15 protein-coding genes are annotated in these 21,862 nt (G+C 72.0%); 11 read left to right on the forward strand and 4 right to left on the reverse strand.

Annotation, left to right across the window (positions count from 1 at the left end; genetic code table 11):
* The first annotated feature begins 168 nt into the window (after window positions 1-168).
* Window positions 169-1,845 carry a CocE/NonD family hydrolase gene (locus AC4IJH_RS25435; protein WP_490854171.1) on the forward strand — a complete coding sequence of 559 codons (1,677 nt, stop codon included), beginning with the start codon at window positions 169-171 and terminating at the stop codon, window positions 1,843-1,845.
* Window positions 1,846-1,947: 102 nt separating this feature from the next.
* On the opposite strand, the gene AC4IJH_RS25440 is transcribed toward AC4IJH_RS25435, so the two are convergent.
* On the reverse strand, window positions 1,948-2,502 hold the full coding sequence (locus AC4IJH_RS25440) for an EF-hand domain-containing protein (protein ID WP_490854172.1): 555 nt from the start codon (window positions 2,500-2,502) through the stop codon (window positions 1,948-1,950).
* A 534-nt stretch (window positions 2,503-3,036) separates the two neighbouring features.
* On the opposite strand from AC4IJH_RS25440, the gene AC4IJH_RS25445 reads away from it, so the two are divergent.
* The 9 genes from AC4IJH_RS25445 to AC4IJH_RS25485 all read left to right on the forward strand — a co-directional run bounded on the left by AC4IJH_RS25445 (window position 3,037) and on the right by AC4IJH_RS25485 (window position 15,739).
* Window positions 3,037-4,299 (forward strand): phenylacetate--CoA ligase family protein, encoded by a 1,263-nt coding sequence (locus AC4IJH_RS25445; RefSeq protein ID WP_490854173.1) that lies wholly within the window; start codon window positions 3,037-3,039, stop codon window positions 4,297-4,299.
* Entirely contained in the window at window positions 4,296-5,633 is a 1,338-nt protein-coding gene (locus AC4IJH_RS25450) for an MFS transporter (protein WP_490854174.1), read from the forward strand. The genes AC4IJH_RS25445 and AC4IJH_RS25450 overlap by 4 nt, the downstream gene beginning before the upstream one ends.
* A complete protein-coding gene (locus tag AC4IJH_RS25455) occupies window positions 5,630-6,781 on the forward strand; it encodes a GNAT family N-acetyltransferase (protein WP_490854175.1) in 1,152 nt (383 codons plus the stop codon). Before AC4IJH_RS25450 ends, AC4IJH_RS25455 begins: the two co-directional genes overlap by 4 nt.
* Entirely contained in the window at window positions 6,778-7,968 is a 1,191-nt protein-coding gene (locus AC4IJH_RS25460) for a LuxE/PaaK family acyltransferase (RefSeq protein WP_490854176.1), read from the forward strand. The genes AC4IJH_RS25455 and AC4IJH_RS25460 overlap by 4 nt, the downstream gene beginning before the upstream one ends.
* Before the next feature lie 47 nt (window positions 7,969-8,015).
* Window positions 8,016-10,556 carry an acyl-CoA reductase gene (locus AC4IJH_RS25465; protein ID WP_490854177.1) on the forward strand — a complete coding sequence of 847 codons (2,541 nt, stop codon included), beginning with the start codon at window positions 8,016-8,018 and terminating at the stop codon, window positions 10,554-10,556.
* Between the two features lie 338 nt (window positions 10,557-10,894).
* Window positions 10,895-11,851, forward strand: a complete 957-nt coding sequence (locus AC4IJH_RS25470; RefSeq protein WP_490854178.1) for a hypothetical protein — start codon at window positions 10,895-10,897, stop codon at window positions 11,849-11,851.
* Between the two features lie 149 nt (window positions 11,852-12,000).
* The gene (locus AC4IJH_RS25475; protein WP_490854186.1) at window positions 12,001-13,455 is read left to right on the forward strand and encodes an amino acid permease; all 1,455 of its coding nucleotides are present in this window, start codon (window positions 12,001-12,003) and stop codon (window positions 13,453-13,455) included.
* A gap of 63 nt (window positions 13,456-13,518) precedes the next feature.
* Window positions 13,519-14,445 carry a GNAT family N-acetyltransferase gene (locus AC4IJH_RS25480; protein WP_490854179.1) on the forward strand — a complete coding sequence of 309 codons (927 nt, stop codon included), beginning with the start codon at window positions 13,519-13,521 and terminating at the stop codon, window positions 14,443-14,445.
* A 136-nt stretch (window positions 14,446-14,581) separates the two neighbouring features.
* The gene (locus AC4IJH_RS25485) at window positions 14,582-15,739 is read left to right on the forward strand and encodes an alpha/beta hydrolase family protein (protein WP_490854180.1); all 1,158 of its coding nucleotides are present in this window, start codon (window positions 14,582-14,584) and stop codon (window positions 15,737-15,739) included.
* 53 nt (window positions 15,740-15,792) lie between these two features.
* On the opposite strand, the gene AC4IJH_RS25490 is transcribed toward AC4IJH_RS25485, so the two are convergent.
* Together AC4IJH_RS25490 and AC4IJH_RS25495 are read right to left on the reverse strand one after the other, a co-directional pair.
* The gene (locus AC4IJH_RS25490) at window positions 15,793-16,563 is read right to left on the reverse strand and encodes an SDR family NAD(P)-dependent oxidoreductase (protein WP_490854181.1); all 771 of its coding nucleotides are present in this window, start codon (window positions 16,561-16,563) and stop codon (window positions 15,793-15,795) included.
* Window positions 16,564-16,648: 85 nt separating this feature from the next.
* Entirely contained in the window at window positions 16,649-18,067 is a 1,419-nt protein-coding gene (locus AC4IJH_RS25495) for a tetratricopeptide repeat protein (RefSeq protein WP_490854182.1), read from the reverse strand.
* Between the two features lie 234 nt (window positions 18,068-18,301).
* On the opposite strand from AC4IJH_RS25495, the gene AC4IJH_RS25500 reads away from it, so the two are divergent.
* A complete protein-coding gene (locus AC4IJH_RS25500; protein ID WP_490854183.1) occupies window positions 18,302-20,389 on the forward strand; it encodes a M6 family metalloprotease domain-containing protein in 2,088 nt (695 codons plus the stop codon).
* Between the two features lie 46 nt (window positions 20,390-20,435).
* Here the strand turns inward: AC4IJH_RS25500 and AC4IJH_RS25505 are convergent, their stop codons facing one another.
* Entirely contained in the window at window positions 20,436-21,581 is a 1,146-nt protein-coding gene (locus AC4IJH_RS25505) for an alkaline phosphatase PhoX (RefSeq protein WP_490854184.1), read from the reverse strand.
* Window positions 21,582-21,862: the final 281 nt, after the last annotated feature.

The following is a 21,862-nucleotide window of genomic DNA, read 5'->3' on the forward strand; positions in this document are numbered from 1 at the left end:
GCACCCGGCGGCCGCCGCCTCGTCGCGCGGCGCAGCACGCGGGCTACCCGCCGGTAATGTTTGGCTGATCATGACCTCCTCAAAGGTGATCTTGAGTGCTTAGGCTCCGAGCACCTTGGCGGATGGGTGCCACGGCGGCGCCACGGCCCGAGCCCGTATGGAGAATTCATGTCGTTGACTCACCGTTCCCCGCTGCCTCGACGACGGCGGCGGGCGGCGCGCGTGGTGGTTGCCGGGACGTTCGGGGCCCTCGTCCTGACTGCCGCGGTCGGCACCGGAGCGGCCCTCGCCGCACCGGCGCAGCCAAAGCACCCGCGGACGGCGGCAGCGGCCTCGGCCGCCGGGCCTTCGTTCCGGATGGCCGAGCTGCGCATGAAGGACGGGGTGGTGCTCAAGGCGAACGTGTTCACGCCGGGGGCGGCGGGGGCCGATGCGAAGGGGCGGTACCCGGTGATCGTGCAGCCGGCCAGCTGGGCGCAGGACAACCTGGAGTACATCGGGCAGAGCCGGAAGCTGGCGGCCGACGGCTATGTGGTCGTGACGTACACGGTGCGCGGGTTCTGGGGGTCGGGCGGGGCCGTCGACGTGGCCGGGGCCAAGGACACCGGCGACATCTCGACGGTGATCGACTGGGCGCTGGCGCACACTCCGGCCGACCCGCAGCGGGTGGGCATGACGGGGCTGTCGCTGGGCGGCGGGCTGTCGCTGATGGGCGCAGCGGCCGATCCGCGGGTCAAGGCCGTGGCGGCGATGAGCGGCTGGGGAAGCCTGGTGGACGCGCTCTACAGCGGGCAGACCCGGCATCTGCAGGCCGCCGCCATGCTCACCGCGCTGCAGGTGCCGACCGGACGGGCGGGTACGGAGTTCCGGCACACCCTGGAGCGCCTGTTCGCCGACCGGGACATGCCGAAGGTGGTGGAGTGGGCGCGCACCCGCTCCCCCGAGACGTACGTGGACCGCATCAACGCCCATGGCACGGCCGTCTATCTCGCCAATGCCTGGGGCGACAGCATCTTCAACCCCAGCCAGTCCACCGCCTTCTACGAGAAGCTGACCGGCCCCAAGCAGCTGGACCTGCGGCCCGGCGACCACGCCACCCAGGAGGCGCCCGCGCTGATGGGGCTGGGCGACGAGACCTGGCGGCGGGCGCACCAGTGGTTCGACCGGCACCTGAAGGGCGAGGGCGGTGAGCGGCCGCAGCCGGTGGAGCTGGAGGTGCGGCCCACCGGTGCGCGGGAGAGCTGGCCCAGCTGGCGGGCGGCCGGTTCGCGCTCCGTACGGCTGCGGCTGGGCAAGGCCGACGCGTTCGGCACCGGAGCGCTCGGCGGCGCGGCGGGTACGGGGTGGCGCACCTCGGTCACCGGCGGGCTGGACTGCGGCGCGGACGGCGGCATCGTCGAACTGTCCGGGCTGCTCGACCAGATCGCCAAGCTGCCGCCGCTCGTCGAGGTCCCGCTGCTGCCCCGCGCGGCCGGGGCCGTGTGGCAGTCCGAGCGCTACGCCGAGCCGCAGCGCATCCGCGGCGAGGTCACGCTGCACACCACGGTCACCGCGTCGGCGACGCAGGGCACGGTCGTGGCCTATCTGTACGACGTGAACGCCCTCGGGCTCGGCAAGCTGATCTCCCACGCGCCGCAGAGCTGGCACGGCAAGGCGGCCGGGCGCCCCGTACCGCTGGACGTCTCGCTCTTCGCCACCGCCTACGACCTGCCGGCCGGCCACCGTCTGGCGCTGGTCCTGGACACCGCGGACCCGCTGTACGCCACCCGCACCCCCTTGGGCAGCCGGGTCACCTTCGGCTCGCCGCGGCAGGACCCGTCCGAACTGACCGTGCCGCTGCGGTGAGGTGAGACGCCCGGCGCTGCCGGAGTCCGGGGTGTTCCCCGGGCTCCGGCAGCGCCTTCTTCCTGTCCGCGCGGTGCCCGCCGCCGGACGTACGGCCCGCGGTCAGGCGCTCTGCTCGAGCGGGCCGAGGAGCCAGTTGCCCGGGGCGTTCGGGTCGCCGCTCAGGTAGAACTCGGTGATGGCGGTCCTGAATTCGTCGTGGCCGATCACCCCGTCCGCGTCCCGGTCGAGCCGGGCGAACGCCGGCTCGGAGTGCACCGGGGGAACGCCCAGGACGTCGTACATGCGCACGTACTCGGCCCGGCTCAGCACCCCGTCACCGCTGGTGTCCAGCGCCTTCATCAAGGCGTCGGCGATCGCCAGGACGGCTTCCCCGAAATGCCGCGGGTCGGTGACCTCGGCCTCCATGACCCTGATGAACTCCTGACGGGAGATCCGCCCGTCGCCGTCGAAGTCGCCGTGGGTGAGCAGCAGCTGCCACCACGTGCCGAAGGCGTTCCGCATCGCCTCGGCGTTCTCCTTGTCGTCCTCGCGCGCCAGCCCGGCGAACAGCTCGGCCATCGCCTCCAGGTCGTCGCGAGTGAGCAGGCCGTCGTTGTTCTGGTCGAACCAGTTGAAGAGGGTACTGAATTTCTGCTGCCGCACGTCGTGGGCCATTTCTTGACGCCTCCTTTGCGCATTGTCGTCTGCCGTGACGCCTGTTGCGCCGTTCCTGGGACCAAGAGCCGTGCTTCCCGCAGACGTTAGAACCAGAAGAAGGCCATGGCACGGTGATGCGCGTCACCGCTTAATTATTTGCCGGAATGAATAGCTATGGCACGGCAGATGACGTGCACACATTTCGGGGGCGGCCGGCGGCATCGAATATTTTCTGGCCGAATCGCCGCGCGTGTCCGACCGGCCACCCCTGTGCGAGATACGGACAGCGCTGGGCGACTGCCGGATTCGCGCGCCGGCGCACGATGGCCGGAACATTTCGATGGACCGCTACCGGTGCGAAGACAGAACACCTGCGGGAAATCCGGACATTCGCGGTGCGGTAACGTCCTGGAAGCAGTCCGCGAGACCGGCGGGCCGTCCGGGACACCCATCCGGACAAGGCCCCGGCCGTCGGACGCCACCCCAACCACACCAGGTGATCTTCCCTACCGGGGATTTCGCCGACCTTCGCATGCCGTAAAGCAGGAATTGATGCCCGTTCAACCATTGACGGAACTCATACGTTTCGTGCGCCGTCACTCCCCCTTCTATGCCGGTCTCTATGCGGGACTTCCCGACCGCGTCACGGAGCTGACTGAGCTTCCGGTCGTTCCCCAGACCGAGTTCTGGCAGGCCAATACGCCACGGGACAATCGTCTGCTGACCGGGCCGCTGGACGAGGCCGTGGTCTTCAAGAGCGGCGGCACGACCGGTTCCCCCAAGTTCTCCTTCTACACCCGTGAGGAATGGCGGGAGTTCACCACCGCGTTCGGCGCCGGACTTGTGGACACCGGGCTGCGCCCCGGCCACCGGGTCGCCGACCTCTTCTACGCGGGGGAGCTGTACGCCAGCTTCACCTTCATCCTCGACTCCCTGCACCGCGCCCCCGTCTCCAACGTGCGGCTGCCGATCGGCGGCGCCGCGCCCCTGGAGTCGACGGTGCACACGCTGGAGCAATTCGACGTCCAGGTGATCGCGGGCACCCCCACCACCCTGTGCGCCCTGGCCGACCACCTCGTGACCGCAGGGCGCCAGCTCCCGCTGGTGGAGCTGCTGCTCTTCGGCGGGGAGAGCCTGTACCAGGACCAGGAGCCGCTGCTGGCCCGCGCGTTCCCCAACGCCCGCCCCCGCTCGGTGGGTTACGCCAGCGTGGACGCGGGGCTGCTGGGGCGCCCGGTGCCCGGCGCCGACCCGCGTGTGCACCGGGCGTTCACCCCGTACACCGCCGTGGAGATCCTGGACGAGGAGACCGGGGAGCCGATCACCGAGGCCGGTGTGCCCGGCAAGGTCGTGGTCAGCGACCTGCGCCGGCGGCTGATGCCCGTACTGCGCTATCCGGCGGGCGACCGCGCCGAGTGGACCGACGCCGCCGCGGGGCACTTCCGCATCCTGGGCCGCTCGGAGGAGGGCGTGCGCGTCGGCCCGGTCTCGCTCTACACCCAGGACGTGCACGACCTGGTCCGCTGCGCCGACGTGGCGGGCCGGGTGACCGGCGTGCAACTGGTGCTGCGCCACTGGGAAGGGCGCGACGGCCTGCTGCTGCGCCTGGCGAGCGACGGGGACCCGGCCGGGCTCGCGGACCTCGCCGAGGCGATCGGCAAGCAGATCCTGGCGGACCGTCCGCTGTACGGCGAGGCGGTCGAGGCCGGGCACATCCACCCGCTGCGGGTGCAGTGGGTGCGCCACGGCGACCTGGCCGTCAACGCGCGCTCCGGCAAGCTGATCCGCGTCGTGGACGAACGGATGGGGTCATGACCGCGCAGGACACGCCGGGCGGGCAGCCCGCCCCGGCCGCCGACGCCGGACGCCGCGGGCGGCTGCCCGTGGTACTGCGCAACCCGGCCTTCGGGGCGGTGTGGTCCGCGCAGGTCCTCACCCAGGCCGCGGCCCGGATGTTCCAGGTCGGCGTGGTGTGGTGGATCGTCGCCCACGCGGCGGGCGCCGACCGCGGCCTGGCCTCGGGCGCCTTTCTCGCGGTCAGCACGCTGCCCGCGGTGGTGCTGGTCCCGCTGGTCGCCAGGGTCATCGCGCGCTGTGCGCACCGCACGGTGATGGCGGGCGCCGCGGCGGTGGCCGGGCTGGTCGCCACCACGGTCGCCACCTGGACGTACGCGGCCGAACTGCCCACCGCCGTCGTCTACGGCGCCGCCCTGCTGCTGGCCGGCTGCCAGGCGCTGTTCGACCCGTGCCTGACCACCTCGGTGCCCGAACTGGTCGAGGACGCCGACATCGAGGCCGCCACCGGCTTCGAGCTGTCCACCCAGTCCCTGGCCGGGCTGGCGGGCGGCCTGCTGGGCCCGCTGATCGTCGACGCCTGGAACCTGGCGGGCATCGTCGCCGGGTGTGCGGGCGCGTACCTGCTGGCGGCCCTGCTCGTGGCCCTCACCCGCTTCCCGCGGGCCGTCACCGGCCCGGAGGCGAAGGGCGAGGCAGCACCCCGGCGCACCCTGCGGCAGATCCTGGCCGATCTGCCGTTCATCCGGCGGGCGTTGTTCTGCTTCGCCGCGGCGAACGTCTTCACCACCGCCGTGTACGTCGTGATGCCCCTCTACACCCGCTCGGTGCTGCACGGGCAGGGCTCGACCGTGGCCGCGCTGGAGGCGGCGCTGGGCGTGGGCACCCTGCTGGGGTCCTTCACCGGCGGACGGCTGCCCGGCTCGCCCACCGCTGTCGGCGGCGGCTGCCTGGCGCTGATGGCGCTGGCCCTGGGACTGCCGGGGCTGGCACCCGGCCTCGCCGTGGCCGTGGCGTCGCTGGTCATGGCGGGCTGGTGCGTCGGAGTCATCGGCGTACGCTTCGTCGCCCTGTTCCAGCGCTCGGTCCCGGCCGCCGACAAGCCCGGGTTCTTCGCGGTGATGCAGGCCCTGCTGGGCGCCACCTTCCCGCTGTCCTCGCTGGTCTTCGGCATCCTCGGCGACCATCTGGAGCCGCGCTGGCTGTGCGTGGTCCAGGGCGTCGGACTGGTGCCGGTGGCCGCGGCCCTGCTGCTGCTCGGGCGGCGCGGGCACACGGACGCGGACGCCCGGGAAGCCGCGGACGAGCCCGCAGGCGAGGACGCCACCCCCGTACCCGCCGGGGCGGTCCGATGACCGCCGTCCTTACCCCCGCCACCCTCCAGGACATCGCCGAACTGCGGCAGCTGTACTTCGAGGTGTACGGCCACGGCTACCCCGTACCCCTGGGCAGCGACCCCGCGGTGATGCACCGGATGATCACCGATCCGCACACCCACTGGCTCACCGCCCGGATGCCCCGCACCGGGGAGCTGGCGGGCTCGGCCGTCGTGCAGATCGACCCGGGCAGCCGTATCGGCAAGCTGGTCGGCCTCGCGGTCCACCCCGAGCGCCGGGGCGGCGGCCTGGCCGGGCGGCTGACCGGCGCGGTGTGCGGCGCGGCCTTGACCACCGGCACGCTGGACTCGGTGTACGCCACCGTGCGCATGGTCACCGAAGGCCCCCAACAGGTCGTGGTGCGCAACGGGTTCAAGCCGCTGGGCCTGATGCCCAACGCCGCCGAGGTGGCGGGCACCGAGAGCCTGGGGCTGTTCGCCCGCTTCGCCGACGGGGTGCTGGCGCGGCGCGCCGTGGTCCCCCGGGTGCCCGCCGCGCTCCATCCGCTGCTCGCCGCGGCCGAGGCCGGAGCGGGCGTCCCGTACGGATCGGTGCTGCCCTCGGACACCCTGGGCGCCGCCGGTCCCGAGGGCCCCGCCGAGCCGGCCACCGCCGAGCTGGAGGTGGTCAGCGCGCCGGCCTTCGTACGGCGCCGCTTCCTGGAGCTCTTCCCCGACCCGGCCGGGCGCTACTTCCCGCTGCACGCGCCCAACGCCGTACTGGTGCCGCCGGACGGCGCGTTCGAGGCGTACGCGGACCTCGACCCGGTCGCCGGGAGCTGCGCGCTGATCGCCGTGCACCCCTACCCCGCGGCCGTCACCCACGCGCTGGAACCCCTGATGGCGACGGTCTCGCGGGCCGGCGCCGACTACGTCGAGACGCTGCTGCCGCTGTCCGACACCGCGAGCCTGACCGCCTTCCTGGCGGCCGGCTTCGTCCCCGGCGCCGTCTACCCGGCCATGCGCCGCATCGGCGAGAGCTGCCACGACTATGTCGTGCTCTCCCGCACCAGCCGCCAGATCGACTTCCGGTCCATCGCCGTCAGCGGGCCGCTCCAGCCGTATGTGAGCGCCTACTTGACCGCCTGGGCCGCGACCTATCTGCCCCGTCACGAGGTTGCCCTGTGAACACCGAAACACCCGCGCACACCAACCCCCATCTCGCGCCCGTACAGGTCCCCGACCCGCAGGCGCTGGCACACGTCCAGCGGCTGTGCGACCTGACGGCCCCCTATGAGCAGGGGCCCGAGGCCGACGCGCTGTTCGCGGCGGCGATGGCCGAGGCCAACGACTGGCACGCGAACCGCTCCCCGTTCTTCCGCTCGCTGCTCGCCGACGCCCCCGAGGCACCGGCGCCCACGGTGGGCGCCGGGGTGCGCGCCCCGCTGGTGCACGCCACGTTCTTCAAGCGGCACGAGGTGCTCTCCATCCCCCGCGAGGAGGTCTTCCTGCACCTGACCTCCTCGGGCACCACGGGCCAGAAGTCGCAGATGTTCTTCGACCAGTGGACCATCCGCTCCGCGCAGCGGATGGTGGCCCGCATCTTCGACCACTACGGCTGGATCACCCCCGACCAGCCCGTGAACTACCTGCTCTACAGCTACGAGCCCGCCCCGAGCATGAAGCTGGGCACCTCCTTCACCGACAACTACCTGTGCGACTTCGCCCCGGCCAAGGACGTCACCTACGCCCTGCGGCACACCGGCGAGGGCCATGAGTTCGATGTGCACGGCTGCATCAGGGCGCTGCGGCGGTACGCCGAAGAGGGTCTGCCGGTCCGTATCCTCGGCTTCCCCGCGTTCCTGCACTTCACCCTGGAGCGGATGCGCGCCCAGGGAATGCCGCCGCTGCAACTGCCCGCCGGTTCCCTGGTGGTGCTCGGCGGCGGCTGGAAGGGCCACGCCGACCGGCAGATCGCCAAGGCGGAGTTCTGCACGCAGGTCAGCGAGCTGCTGGGGATCGAGCCCGGGCGCATCCGCGACACCTTCGGGTCCGTCGAGCACTGCGTGCCCTACATCGAGTGCGACCACCACCGGCTGCACGTGCCGGTGTGGTCCCGGGCTGCCGTACGCGACCCGCGCACCCTGAAGCCGCTGGGCTACGGCGAGCCCGGCTTCCTGCACCTCGTCTCGCCGTACATCACCTCCGTACCGGCCCAGAGCGTCGTGATGGGCGACCTCGCCTCGCTGCATCCCGGCCAGGAGTGCGGCTGTGCGCTGCCCACTCCGTGGTTCACCATCCACGGGCGCGCCGGGGTCAGCCGCAACCGCAGCTGCGCGGTGGCCGCCGCCGAGCTGCTGAAGGGACGGGCATGAGCACCGTGACGACCATCGGGACGACGAGCAGGGAAGCGACTTCTGCAGTGAGTGGCGAACTTCATTTCTGGCAGGGCGAGTTCATCGACGGCGAGGAGGCCGCCGCCCGTCTGGCCGGCCTGTCCGGCCTCGTCGAGCGGGCACTGGCCGAGCCGCTGTCCACCGAGACGGTGCTGGACGCCTGTGACGCGCTCAGCGCCGCGCTGCTGGAGCCGGGCAGTGCCGTACGCACCCGCCTCGCCGATGCCGTGGGCGCGTCCGAGGAGAGCGCGCAGACGCTCACCGAGCTGGCCGCGGTGCTCGCCCGGCCCGCCCTGGAGCGCAAGCTGCGCCGCGAGCTGGGCGGCCTGGCCCCCGAGCGGCTGACCCGCCCCGACGCCCGTGAGACGGTCTTCGAGGCCTGGGCGCCGGTCGGTCTGCTGGTGCACATCGCCCCCGGCAACGCGGCGTCCGTCGCCCCGCTGAGCGTGGTGGAGGGCCTGCTGGCCGGGAACGTGAACGTGCTCAAGACCAGCAGCTCCGACACGCTGCTGGCCCAGCACCTGCTCGCCGAGCTGGCCGCCGCCGACCCCACCGGAGCGCTGGCCCGGCGCATCGTGGCCCTGCGCTTTCCCTCGGGCCGCCGGGAGTGGCTGCGCCTGATGTGCGAGCCCGCCGACGCGATCGCCGTGTGGGGCGGCGAGGACGCGGTGGCCTCCGTCGCCGAACTCGCGCCGCCCGGCTGCCGGTTGATCGAGTGGGGCCACAAGATCTCCTTCGCGTATCTGACCCGCGAGGCGTGGCAGGACCCGGCGACGCTGTCCGCGCTGGCGGCGGACGTATGCCTGCTGGACCAGCAGGCCTGCTCCAGCCCGCAGGTGGTCTACCTCGACACCGAGGACGCGCGGGAAGTCTTCGCCTTCGCGCGGCAGTTCGCGCCGGTGCTCGCCGAGGCCTCGGCCGCCGCGCTGGCCAAGGCCGCCGCCACGGGCCCCGCGGCGGAGCTGGACGCGGCCGAGCAGGCCGAGATCACCACCACCGAGCTGATCGCCCGCCTCGAACAGCACCTGGGCCTGACCGAGGTCATCGCCGCCGACGACGGCTCCTGGCGGGTGCTGGCCGACGCCCGCCCCGCGCTCACCGCCTCCCCGCTGCACCGCAGCATCTGGGTCAAGCCGCTGCCCGCCGCGCACCTCACCGCCACGCTGCGGCCGATGCGGCGCTATCTGCAGACCGCCGCCGTCGGGGGCAGCCGCGCCGACATCGCCCGGCTCTCGCGCACGTTGCTGACCGCGGGCGCGCTGCGCATCACCCCTGTCGGCGCGATGCTGGACAGTTACGACGGCGAGCCGCACGACGGCGTCTACGCGCTCCAGCGCTACAGCCGCCGGGTCAGCGTCCAGGCCGGCGCCTCCTTCAAGTCCACCGCCTGCCTGGACGACCTGGTCGCCGCGGCGCCCACCCCCGCCCCGCCGGCCGGGCCCCTGCTGGACAAGGCGGGCGTACAGGAGCAGTTGGCCACCCTGGCACCCGAACACGCCCACCTGTACTTCCGCAGCGGCGGCACCACCGGCGCCCCCGCCCTGTCGCTGTTCACCAACAACGACTACGACACCCAGATGCGGGCCGCCGCGCACGGGCTGCTCGCCGCGGGCTTCGACCCGGCCCGCGACCGCGCCGCCAACCTCTTCTTCTGCGGCGGCATGTACGGCGGGTTCATCAGCTTCTTCTCCATCCTGGAGCGGCTGAACGCCACCCAGATCCCGATGGCGGCGGGCACCGACCACGCCGCGGTCGCCCGGGCCCTGATCGACTACCGCGCCGACACCGTCTTCGGCATGCCCTCCTACCTGTGGCAGCTCTTCCACTCCCAGGGCGAGGCGCTGCGCTCCTACGGCGGCATCCGCAAGGTGTTCTACGGCGGCGAGCACTTCACCGCCGAGCAGCGCCGCATCCTCACCGACACCTTCGGCGTCGAGGTCATCCGCTCCGCCTCCTACGGCAGTACGGACCTGGGGCCGCTGGGCTACCAGTGCACGCACGCCGAGGGCTCGGTGCACCACGTCCTGACCGAGCTGCACACGCTGGAGATCCTGGCCCCCGAGGCCGACGAGCCGGTGGCGCCCGGCGAGGCGGGCCGCCTGGTCTTCACCAGCCGCGCCCGCGCCGGCCAGCGCCTCGAGCGCTACCAGATCGGCGACCTGGGCCGCGCCGTCGAGGGCGTCTGCCGCTGCGGCAGCCACGCCCCGCGCATCGAACTCCTGGGCCGCTACGGCGATGTGATGCGCATCGGCACGTACTTCTACAACTACCGGCGCTTCGTGGAGACGGCGCAGCAGCAGCTGGGCTACCGCGGGGAGCTCCAGCTGGAGCTGAGCAACGGCGCCTCGTGCGAGCACCTGGTGGTGCGGATGGACCGGAGGTATGCCCCGGATCCGCAGCGGGCGCGCGAGGTGTTCCTGGCGGCCATCGCGGAGCTGGGCCACGCGGTCACCGACGAGGCGCTGCTGACCTGCGCGGTCGAGGTCGTGGACGGCGAGCGGATGGAGCGTACGGCGGGCAGCGGCAAGCTGCGTACGGTCATCGACCGCAGGACGGCGTCGGCGTAACCCGCGCGAGCACCCCACGAAACCGCCGAAGTCCGGGAGGATTTCGGCGGTTTTCGTCTTGGCATATGCCAGACGCATGCACAGGTTCGTCAAATCGGAGACTACCCGGCGGTACGGAAGTGGGGAGGAAGGGATCGAGTCTGCCTTCGGCGTCATAGGACATAAATGCTGCGGAATCAGGTAATTGGGATAGCTGGTTTCAGTTCGACTTGATGCTGAGTAGGGTGTGCCCTGCTGCCGGTGGAGCCGCTGGGAAAGTTCCGGCTGAATTCGGCATGAGTTCCAGGTGTGCGTGTGGTGAGTGCGAGCGGTGTCGTCGGCAGGATCGGCAGGGGAACATGGCCGCTGGATTATTCGAGGGGCAGTACGTGTGGCATCCGGCAGCCGACGACCGCCAGCTGGCGCGGGCCTGCGTCGACGTACGGGCGGGCCGCTATCTGAGCGCCCATGAGGCCCTCAGGGAGGCCGGGGACGACTTCGGCGTGCGCGCGCACCGGTCACTGGTGCTGGCCTCGGAGGCCGCCGACTCCGACCTGGCCGAGCGCTGGCTGGCGGAGGAGCCGGGCGTGGAGGCGGCGCTGCTGTGGGCGCGGGTGGCGGTGCACCGGGCGCTGCGCGCGGCCGACGCCCAGGACCGGCGGGCCGTCGCGCTGGAGCGGATCGCGCGCACCGCGTGCGACCGGGCCGCCGAGATGTGGCCGCAGGACCCCACCCCGTGGGTGGCCAAGCTGGCGCTGGCCCGCCTCCAGCGGCCCCGCGACCCCGCGCCGCAGGGCATGCTCACCGCGCCGCCGGGCCCGTGGGGCCTGTTCACCCACATCCTGCGCCTTGACCCCTGGCACCGCGAGGCCCACCACCGGTTCCTGTCGTTCTTCTTCGCCCGCTACGGCGGCTCGGCCAACGAGGCCTGGGACGTGGCGGCCTTTCTGGGCCAGCGGGCCCCGGCGTCCTCGCCGCTGCGGCTGCTGCCGCTGGTGACGCTGGTGGAGGAGTACAACCCCGACACCCTGCTGGCGGACCGCACCTGGGAGCAGCCGCAGTGGAAGTCCACGGCGCTGGGGATTTACCGGCACTGGCTGCCCGAGGTGGCCGGGTACCGCTTCACCCCGGTGCTGGACCTGGCGTATCTGGCGCACGCGCTGTACATGGCGCAGTGCGAGTTCGAGGCGCGGGCGGTCTTCATGACGATGGGCCCGTACGCCTCCCGCATGCCCTGGAGCGCGTTCGGCGAGCCCGAGGAACAGCTGACCCGGGCCAGGCGCTGGTGCGGGCTCCCGGTCCCCGGAGCCGCCTGAGCGCCCACCCCACGGCCGATGGCCGACGTCTTCGCGCACCCCCCACCAGAAAGGTTGCGGTTGTGTCCGACCCCGCATTTGCCGCCCGTACGAGAACCCGCACGCCCTCGGCGCCCGCCGCGCTGGACGACGACGCGACGCTGCACGCCATGGGCTATCCGCGGAAACTCACCCGTCGTTTCCGGGCGTTCGACAATTTCGCGATATCTTTCACCATCATCAATATCATATCCGGGATTTTCTCCTCCTTCGGATTCGGAATGGGGGCGGGCGGTCCGCGGATTCTCATCTTCGGCTGGATCGCGGTCTCGGTGATGGTGCTGTTCGTCGGTGCCGCAATGGGCGAGATAGCCTCCGCCTATCCGACCAGCGGCGCGCTGTATTTCTCGGCGGGCAAGCTCGCCAAAAGACATAAGGGCGCCTGGTCGTGGTACACGGGCTGGCTGAACTTCGTCGGCCAGGTCGGCGGAACGGCCGCCACCGGTTTCGCCGCCGCCACCTTCATCCAGGCGTTCATCGCGATGCAATGGCCGTCGTACGAGGTCACCACCCAGCACACCGTTCTGATCACCGCGGCGATCCTGCTGGTCCAGGCACTGGCCAATACCTACACGGTGCGTCTGGTGGCCATTGTGAACCGGATTTCGGTGTGGTGGCTGCTGATCGGCATGGTGGTGATCGTCGTGACCCTGGCGATCGTGCCCACCGAGCACCAGCCCGCTTCCTTCATGACGCATTTCGTCAACACCACCGGTTTCACCAACGGGTTCTACGCCGCCATGCTCGGCCTGCTCGTCACCAGCTGGACCTTCACCGGCTTCGACGGCAGCTTCCACATGTCCGAGGAGACGGTGAAGGCGACGGTCAACGCGCCCCGCGGCATCATGCGGGCGATCGCCTTCTCCGCGCTGACCGGGCTGATCCTCATGCTCGCCCTGGTGTACGCGATCCGCGACTACGCCAAGGAGGCCGGCGCCTCGGCGCCGCCGGTGCAGATCCTCATCGACGCGCTCGGCACGAGCACCGCCAAGCTCCTGCTGCTGATCGTGATCGGCGCCATGCTCTTCTGCGGGCTGGCCAACATGACCAGCAACACCCGGCAGATCTTCGCCTTCTCCCGCGACGGCGCGATGCCCGGCTCCCGCCTGTGGCACTCCGTCTCGCCGCGCACCCGTACCCCCGTCAAGGCCGTGTGGCTGGCCGCGGCCTGCTCGCTGGTGCTGGTCATCCCCGGCTGGTGGTCGCACACCGCGTTCACCGCCGTCGTCAGCGTCAACGTCGTGGGGCTCTTCCTCTCCTACAGCGTGCCCATCTTCCTGCGGCTGCGCCTGGGCGACGACTTCCAGCCCGGCCCGTGGAACCTGGGGCGCTACGGCAAGCCCGTCGCGGCCGTCGCGGTGACCTGGATCGCGCTCAGCAGCGTGCTGTTCATGCTGCCGCAGAGCTCCCCGATCACCGCCGCCTCCTTCAACTACGCGCCGATCGCGCTCGCGGTGGTCCTGCTCATCGCGACGGTGTGGTGGTTCGCCACCGCCCGGCGCCGCTTCCAGGGCCCCGTCAGTTACGGCAGGCCCGACGAAGTGGCCGCCATGGACCTGATCTGACCCCACCCGCCGGGCCCCCGAAGGGGCCCGGCCCGCCTTCCCCGGAAAGGACGTACAGCAGGCATGCACCCCCTCGGCGACGCCCCGTACCAGCCCTCCGCCACGGCCGCACCGGCCGGTGGCGGCGGCATCGACAGCCCCGTGCCCGGCGAACTGACCGTCACCGCCGCCACGTTGGAGCAGTGGCGGCAGGTCGAGGAGTGGGCCGCCGAGGAGGAGTGGAACCCCGGCATCGGGGACTCGGCCTGCTTCCACCCCACCGACCCCACGGGGTTCTTCATCGGACACCTGGCCGGCCGGCCCGTCTCGGCGGTCTCGGTGGTCGCCTACGACGAGCACTTCGCCTTCCTGGGCTACTACTTGGTGCACCCCGAGCACCGCGGGCGCGGGCTGGGCCTGGCCACCTGGCGCGCCGCCGTACCGCACGCCGGGCAGCGGGTCATCGGCCTGGACGCGGTCCCCGCCCAGCAGGCCACCTACCGGCGCTCCGGCTTCACCGACGCCTACCGCACCGAGCGCTACTGCGGACACCTGACGCCGGGCGGCGCCCCCTCGGCGCAGGTGGTGCCCGTCACCGCGGACCACCTCGCCGCCGTCGCCGCGTACGACCGTCAGTGCTTCCCCGCGGCGCGGTCCGCCTTCGTCTCGCGCTGGCTGACCGCGTCCGGGCACACCGCCTACGCGCACCTGAGCGAGGGGCGGGTCACCGGCTACGCCGTGGCCCGGGCCGCCCGTAAGGGGCAGCGCATCGGCCCCCTGTTCGCCGACACCAAGGAGGGCGCGGCCGCGCTCCTGGACGCGCTGGCCGAGCACATCGGCCCCGGCGAAGAGGTCTTCATCGACATTCCCGGGCCGCACTCCGCCGCTCTCGCGCTCGCCGCCTCCCGCGGTCTGGCGCCGCACTCCCACACCGTGCGGATGTATACCGGGCCGGTGCCGCGTACCCGTACGGAGAGCGTCTATGGCGTCACCAGCCTCGAACTCGGATAACCCGGCCGGCACAGCCCCGTCGCAGATACGGCGGCGAGACGGCTCGGACGCGCCTATTCCGCATTCCGATTTCGCGCCGGGCCCGTCCACCTCGGTGAACGGGCCCGGCCGGCCCGCACGTAGGGTGGTGATCACTATGCGGAAGAAAGCACTGATCATCCTGGCTGCCCTCGTTCTGGGCGCAGTGCTCGCGCTGTTCGGGGGCGCGTGGTATTTCTCGGGCCAGGTCATCGATCCCTCGGCGAGCAGGGAAGTGGACTACTCCCTGACGATCAAGGACGTGGCATCCGGAAAAACCGGGAAAACGGTCACCTTCACCCGCGCCGAGGGGGTCGCCTTTCCCGGACAGTACGGATTGCGGTGGCCGGACGGTTACGCGCGCGTCGGCAAGGTGGTCTCCAGCGACGACACCACCGTGACGCGCACGCTGGAGGGTATTGATCACGGCTCGCTGGAACCGGGGCTGAAGGTCTCTTTCGATTCCCGGGTGTACCAGGGAGATCCGCGTTCCGCGCTCGGCCTGGACTTCTCCGACATCCGCTATCGCGGCGAGCTGGGGCAGATGCCCGCCTGGCACGTACCGGCGAAAACCCCCAAGAACGCGGACCCCAAAAACGCTGCCGAGAAGGGCACTTGGGTGGTGGCCGTGCACGGCTGGGGCGCCGACCGGCAGGAAGCGCTGCGGATGCTGCCCGCCCTTCACCGGGCCGGATACCCGGTGCTGGTGCCCACCTACCGCAACGACGTGGGCGCCCCCGAGGGCCCGGGCGGGGTCTACCACCTCGGCGACAGCGAGTGGCGGGACGTCCAGGACGCGATGCGCTGGGGGCTGGAGCACGGGGCGCAGCGGTTCGTGCTGTTCGGGATGTCCATGGGCGGGGCCATCTCCCTGCAGACCGCGGACCGTTCGGAGCTGACCGACAAGGTGAGCGCGCTGGTCCTGGACGACCCCGCGGTCGACTGGCGCGACATCCTGGACCACCAGGCCGCCCAGCGCCATGTCCCCTCGCTGCTGGCCTCGTTGGCCGGGTGGACGGTGGAGCGGCGGACCGGTCTGAGCCTGGACCGGCTGGACTGGTCGGCGCGGGCGAAGGACCTGCGCAAGCCGACGCTGATCTTCTCCGGGCCCGACGACGACTTCATCCCGTGGCAGCCGGCCCGCGAGCTGGCCGCGGCCCGGCCCGACCTCGTACGCCTGGAGGAGTTCCAGCAGGCGGGGCACGTCCGCAACTGGAACGTCGACCCGGAGCGCTACGAGCGCGAGTTGACGGCCTTCCTGGACCGGCAGCGCTGAGCCACCGCGTCCCCGTATCCGGCCCCCGGCTTCCCGCCGGGGGCCGGACGTGTTCACCAGAGCGTGTAGCCGCCGTCGGCGACGACCGTGGCGCCGGTCATGAAGGACGCGGCGTCCGAGGCGAGGAACGCGGCCACCGAGGCCACCTCGTCCGGCGAGCCCAAGCGCCCGGCGGGCGTGCGCTCGCGCCACTGGTCGAGCCACGCCTCGGGCACGCCCTCGCGGGTGAGGTCGGTGAGGATGTAGCCGGGGGCGACGGCGTTGACGCGGATGCCGTCGGCGGCGTACTCGGCCGCCAGGCTCGCCGTCAGTGCGTGCACCGCGGCCTTGGAGGCGTTGTAGGAGGCCTGCGGCTGCGGGTGGTTGACGATCAGCCCGGACATCGAGCCGATGGTGACGATCGCGCCGCGGGTGCCCCTGGCCTTCATCTGGCGGGCCGCCTCGCGCGCGCACCAGAACGTGCCGCCCACGTTGGTGTCCAGGACGTAGCTCCACTGGCTCGCGTCCGTCTCCTGCGAGGAGGCGTGCACCACCACCCCGGCGCTGGTCACCAGGATGTCCAGCCCGCCCCGCTCCTCGGCGACGGCGGCGAAGGCCCCGGCGACGCCCTCGGGGTCACGCACATCGCACTGTACGAAGCCGACCTCGAAGCCGCCGCGGGACAGCTCCGCCGCCGTCGCGCTGCCCCGCTCCCGGTCGGCGCCGACGATCACGCAGCGCGCGCCCATCTCCCGCAGCGCCTCCACGATCGCCCGCCCGATCCCGCGGGACCCGCCGGTCACCACCGCCACCCGGCCGTCCAGTTCGAGCTTCTCCCGGTACACGCTGATCCTTTCGGTACGCCGGCGCGCTGACCTCTTGTGCCTGCCCCGCACCGGCGTACGCGCATGCCTCCCGCCAGGCGGCACTTCAGCGCTTGAGGGCCTCCGCTCCCGCCGTCGCCTGGTCGGCGGCCCGGGCGCGGGCGGCGGCGGCCTGTGCGCAGTGGCCCAGTTCGTCGGCGAGGCGGGCCTGGGCCAGCCAGTTGTAGGGGCAGACGGGGCGCAGGTGGATGCGCTCGCTCAGCAGGGCGCGGGCCAGGTCGTGGCGGCCCGCGCGCAGGGCCGCCTCCAGCAGGGTCTTGTGCACCGCGTCGCGCTGGGCGTGGCTTCCGCCGTATGCGCCCAGGCGGTGGCGGACGGGGAGCAGCAGGTCGACGGCCTGGTCGTAGCGGTGCTGTCCGTAGGCGATCAGCGCCCGGCACACGGGCAGTCCGACGTCGGCGGTCATGGCGTGGTTGGACACGCCGGGGCCGCTGCCGGCCACGTAGGCCTCGCGGTCGCGCACCAGGCGTTCGGCCTCGGGGATGCGGCCGGCGCCGACGTACGCCATCACCGCGTGCACGTCGTTGAAGGCGTAGTACGCGCCGTCCTGGCGGGCCGCCCAGGCGTCCGCGAGGTGCTGCCACCGGCTGCCGGGGTCGTGGTCGGCCAGGTACAGGCGCCACAACAGGGCGGCGGCGTCCAGGAGTTCCATCGCCATGCCCGCCGATCCGGCGTGGTGCAGGGCGGCGTCGTAGATCTCCAGCACCCGTCCGGTGTCGCCGGCCTCCAGGGCGTAGAGGCAGTAGTGCCACCAGTTGTGCACGTTCAGGTAGTTGCCCCTCGCCCAGTGGTCCGTACGGGCGTCGAGATAGCGGATGCCGTCGGCGAACTGCCCCTGCATCTCGTAGGTGTGCACCACCGCGTGGATGCCCCACACATCGCGCGGATTGCGCTGCACGGCCTCAAGGCCCGTCTCCTGCGCTCTGCTGTAGTGGCCCGCCTCCTCCAGGCCGAAGGCGTACATGCCCAGGAGGTGGCCGTAGTGCGGGTCGCTCTCGTCCCAGGCCGAGAGCGCGCCGCCGATCCGGTCGCGCAACTGCGGCGCGTCGCCGGTGAAGAAGTCGATCTGGTGGCCGACGGCCAGCGCGAGCTCATCGCGCGGGTGGGCCACGGAGATCTCGCCGAGCACCCGGCCCGCCCGGTGGATGTCGCCCTTGAGCCAGGAGGTGGCGGCGGCGACATGCATCCGCTCGCGCGGTGTCATCTCCCCGCGGCGCACATGCTCCCCGAATCGCTCGAAGGCGTTACGGGCGCAGGCCGCCTCCTTCTCCTCCGTGCCCAGCAGGCCGAGATAGGCGGCCAGGACGTTGCCCATGACCGAGCGCGGCGCGGCATCGAGCACCGCCTGGGACGCGTCGGCCACCTCCGCGCGGAAGAACAGCAGGTGTTCCAGCGCTTTGTCGTAGTGGCCCACGGCCTCTGCGCCGGTGCGCGACATCGGGTGTCCGTGCCGGTCGCCTTCCATGGTCGGCTCCTTTCGACGGGGGTGCTGGGGACGCTGCGCGACAAGGAAGCAATCCTGCCCGCCCCGGCGGCAGTTGACGCACCGTGACCGGCGCGAAGGATGCCCCGGGAAGGTCTCGGCGGCACTCTGGCATCGCCGGTCCCCCCGGCTTACCTTTGCAGCGGTGGACGCACCACTCGAACGGCTTGTCATGCACTTGTCCATTCTGTCCCGACAAGAGGCACGAGGTGAGCCATGTTCCTCCGTACCAGACATCCCGCGCGCGGACACCCCCGCCGTCCGCGCCGCGGCCCCGCCCGCCGCACCACCGTCGTCGCCACCGTGCTCGCCGCCCTGGCGGCGGCGGCCGTCGGCACCGCCCAGGCGACGCCCGAGGAGGCCTCGCAGGCCCGGCCGCCCCTGGTCCGGCCCGTCGACCCGCAGAACTGGCGCAACCCCGACGACATGACCTGGAGCGAGTACCGCTCCGTGCCCGGCACCGACTGGGCCAACCCCGACGTCAAGCCGACCCAGCGGACCTTCAAGGGCGCGCTGGTGCTGCTGGACTACCCCGACGAGGAGTTCACGGTCAGCAAGCCGGCCGGATCGAGCGTCTTCGGCAACCCGCAGTCCTCCGCCTCCAACGTCCCGCGCGCCCAACTCCCGCGCTTCTACCAGGACTTCCTCAACAAGCCCGGCGCCCTCAACCACGGCCACACCATCAACGAGTACTGGATGGAGGACTCCGGCGGCCGCGTCGGCGTGGACCTGAAGGCCTTCGGCGTGTACCGCATGCCCTTCAAGTCCTACCAGTACGGCATCGAGCCCGGCATGAACCCGCGCGCCTGCCCGGCCGGCGCCACCTGCGGCAAGAACATCCGCACCAACGGCAGGGCCGCCTGGGTCGCGGACGTCGGCGAGGCGGAGGCGGCCAAGTTCGACTTCATCTTCTATCTGACCGCCGGGCAGGACGAGTCCTCCGCCTGGCAGGAGTTCGGCCAGATGAAGTTCGCCTCCCAGCGGGACGTACCGGCCGCCTGGGGGCCGCCCGCGCCCATCCCCTCCGGCGGGAACGCCGCCGCCACGCGGTACGTGCCGTGGACCTCCTGGCAGGCCGCGGCCCGTATCTGGCCCAACGCCGTCACCGGCTCCTCCACCCAGGCCGAGAGCTCCGGCATGGGGGTGTACGCCCACGAGCTCAGCCACATCCTGGGCATCGGCGACAACTACAACAACCCCTACGGCACGCCCCTGAGCCGCGCCTACACCGGCATCTGGAGCATGCTCTCGCGCGGCTCGTTCAACGGCCCGGGCGGCCCGCACACCCGCTGGCGGATCCCGGCCACCGACGGTGGCTCGATGGGCTCCCAGCACATCCTGCGCGACAAGCTCAAGCTCGGCATCGTCGACGAGAAGAACGTGCTGCGCCTGGACCGGGACGCGCTCAAGAACTCCGGCATGGTCGTCGCCAAGGTCACCGCCCGCTCCGCGCCGCCCGGCGCCAGGGGCCTGTCCGGCGTCAACATCACCATGTCCCGCGACCTGTCCCCCACCTGTGACCGCGCCACCGACCCGCTGTGCGACGGCGGCGGCTACGAGAACTACACCGTCGAGGTCGTCGACCGCATGGGCATGGACTCCTTCACCCCGGACAACGGGGTGCTGATCACCAAGACGAAGAACCAGGACCGGGCCCCGTTCGCCTGGGTGATCGACGCCCACCCCGAGGACATCGACATGGTGGACTTCCGGCGCCCCGACGGCACCGTGCAGAAGATCACCATGGGCGACTACCGCCAGCTCAGCGACGCGCTCTTCCACGCCGGGTCCGACTCCGGCAGCTCCTACGAGTACGTCGACCGCGCCAACCGCCTGCACTTCTACGTCACCGACATCCAGCGCAGCCCCACCGGCGTGCTCTCGTACACCATCGCGGTCAAGTCGCTGGACGGCGCGGGACCGCAGCGCCGGGGCGTCGCACTGGAGCGCGGCGAGGCGGCGGGCAACCCCGCCAAGAGCCGCGCCACCTGCACCTTCCCGCTGACCAACACCGGCCGCGCGATGGCCGATCCGCCCGGCGGCCACCCCGAGAACGCCGCCCGCTATCTCGGCTCCGACGTCTACCGGCTCTCCGTCAGGGCCTCGGGCCGCGGCTGGTCCGCCTGGCTGCCCAGCCGTCTGGCCACCGCCAAGGCGGGCTCCACCGTCGAGGTGGACGTCGCCGTCGCCGCCAAGGCGCACGCCCGCCCGTACGGCAAACTCACCCTCACCGCCCGCTCGGTGAGCAATCCGCACAAGACCGCCACGGCCGGCTGCACCGTCGCCAAAAACGGCGGCCACTGACCGGCGGGGGTGCGGGCCGCCCGGCCCGCACCCCCTTGGCCTCTCTCTAGGAACGGAAGGGCCCGGTCACCTCGTACGTGATGCCTCCGCTGCTGGAGCCGGAGGTGCCGCGCTGGGAGGAGAAGTACAGCCGGTTGCCCGCGGGGTTGAAGGCCGGGCCCGTCACCTCCGAGGAGCTCTGCCCGGTGATGCGCAGGAACGGGGCCACCACATCGTCCGGGGTGATCACACAGATCTCCATGGTGCCGCCGTCCTCGGCCACGAAGAGGTCGCCGACCGTGGCGCCGGTGATGTTGTCCACACCGGTCAGCGGGGCGCCCGGCACATTGTCGTCGTAGACCACGGCCAGGGTGTTGGCCCCCGCGTCGTACGCCCAGACCCGGTTGTCGCCCTTGGTGGTGAAGTAGCACTTCCCCGCGGCGTACCAGCAGCCCTCGCCCCCGTTGAACAGCTTCGCCCCGGCGACCTGGTCGCGGGTGGGCGTGGGGCTGCCGTCCGGGTCGGGGACGGTGGCCCAGGACAGCACGCCGGAGACCTCCTTGAGGACCTGGAGCGTGCCGGTCGCCAGATTGCCCCAGACCGAGGGCACGAAGCGGTAGAAGCAGCCGTCGCTCTGATCCTCCGTCAGATAGATGACCTTGCGGACCGGGTCCGCCGCGGCGGCCTCGTGGTTGAAGCGGCCCATGGCCTCCCGCCGCACGGCCGCGTTCACGCCCCACGGGTCGGTCTCATGCACATGGCCGGTGGCGACCTCCTCGCAGGAGAGCCAGGTGTTCCACGGGGTGGCGCCGCCCGCGCAGTTGCGGTGGGTGCCGGACAGGATGGTGTACGCGCCGATGACGGAGCCCGCGCTGTTGAACTTCACCGCGCCCGCGCCGCCTGCGCCGCTGCCGACCTCGGCGTTGGAGACATAGATCCAGCCCGCGCCGTCCGCGAAGCACGCCCCGCCGTCGGGGGCGCTGTGCCAGGTGTGCCCGGTGCCGGCGACCTGCTGGGTGGAGCGGGCTATCACCCGGCTGGTGAAGCCCTGCGGCAGCATGATGCCGTTGGCGTCGGCCGCCTGGAGGGGGCCGTAGGGGCCGGGGCCGGGGAGGGCCGGGTAGGCGACGGCGGCCTGCCGCCACAGCGTGCCGCTGAAGGCCGCCGCGCCCAGGCCGAGCGCGGCGCCGCGCAAGAGTGTGCGTCGTTCCATGGCTGACTGCTCCTGTGTTCGAGGGGCGAGGGATGAACGGACCGCATGCACCGCATGGATCCGAGGAGTACGCGTCACGCCGACTGGCCGCCCCGGACACTAGGAACAAGCCACCGCGGCCACAAGAAGCCGGCGGGTGAACACTTCCCCGGCCCGCCGCCCCGCCCGGTGAACAGCTCCCCAACACCCCTTTTCGGCCAGGCACTTGAGGCGGTGGCCGCATCTGCTCGCGACGGTGGCCGCACCTACGCGAAAGGGGGGGGGGGGGGGGGGGGGGGGGG

The organism is Streptomyces sp. UF-297, from assembly GCF_058245575.1.

Bases quoted from the DNA above. Each gene is read 5' to 3' on its own strand.
- AC4IJH_RS25500 (WP_490854183.1), top strand. From the start codon at position 18,302: ATGTTCCTCCGTACCAGACATCCCGCGCGCGGACACCCCCGCCGTCCG.
- AC4IJH_RS25475 (WP_490854186.1), top strand. From the start codon at position 12,001: ATGGGCTATCCGCGGAAACTCACCCGTCGTTTCCGGGCGTTCGACAAT.
- AC4IJH_RS25435 (WP_490854171.1), top strand. From the start codon at position 169: ATGTCGTTGACTCACCGTTCCCCGCTGCCTCGACGACGGCGGCGGGCG.
- AC4IJH_RS25485 (WP_490854180.1), top strand. From the start codon at position 14,582: ATGCGGAAGAAAGCACTGATCATCCTGGCTGCCCTCGTTCTGGGCGCA.
- AC4IJH_RS25480 (WP_490854179.1), top strand. From the start codon at position 13,519: ATGCACCCCCTCGGCGACGCCCCGTACCAGCCCTCCGCCACGGCCGCA.
- AC4IJH_RS25470 (WP_490854178.1), top strand. From the start codon at position 10,895: ATGGCCGCTGGATTATTCGAGGGGCAGTACGTGTGGCATCCGGCAGCC.
- AC4IJH_RS25450 (WP_490854174.1), top strand. From the start codon at position 4,296: ATGACCGCGCAGGACACGCCGGGCGGGCAGCCCGCCCCGGCCGCCGAC.
- AC4IJH_RS25440 (WP_490854172.1), bottom strand. From the start codon at position 2,502: ATGGCCCACGACGTGCGGCAGCAGAAATTCAGTACCCTCTTCAACTGG.
- AC4IJH_RS25495 (WP_490854182.1), bottom strand. From the start codon at position 18,067: ATGGAAGGCGACCGGCACGGACACCCGATGTCGCGCACCGGCGCAGAG.
- AC4IJH_RS25455 (WP_490854175.1), top strand. From the start codon at position 5,630: ATGACCGCCGTCCTTACCCCCGCCACCCTCCAGGACATCGCCGAACTG.
- AC4IJH_RS25445 (WP_490854173.1), top strand. From the start codon at position 3,037: ATGCCCGTTCAACCATTGACGGAACTCATACGTTTCGTGCGCCGTCAC.
- AC4IJH_RS25505 (WP_490854184.1), bottom strand. From the start codon at position 21,581: ATGGAACGACGCACACTCTTGCGCGGCGCCGCGCTCGGCCTGGGCGCG.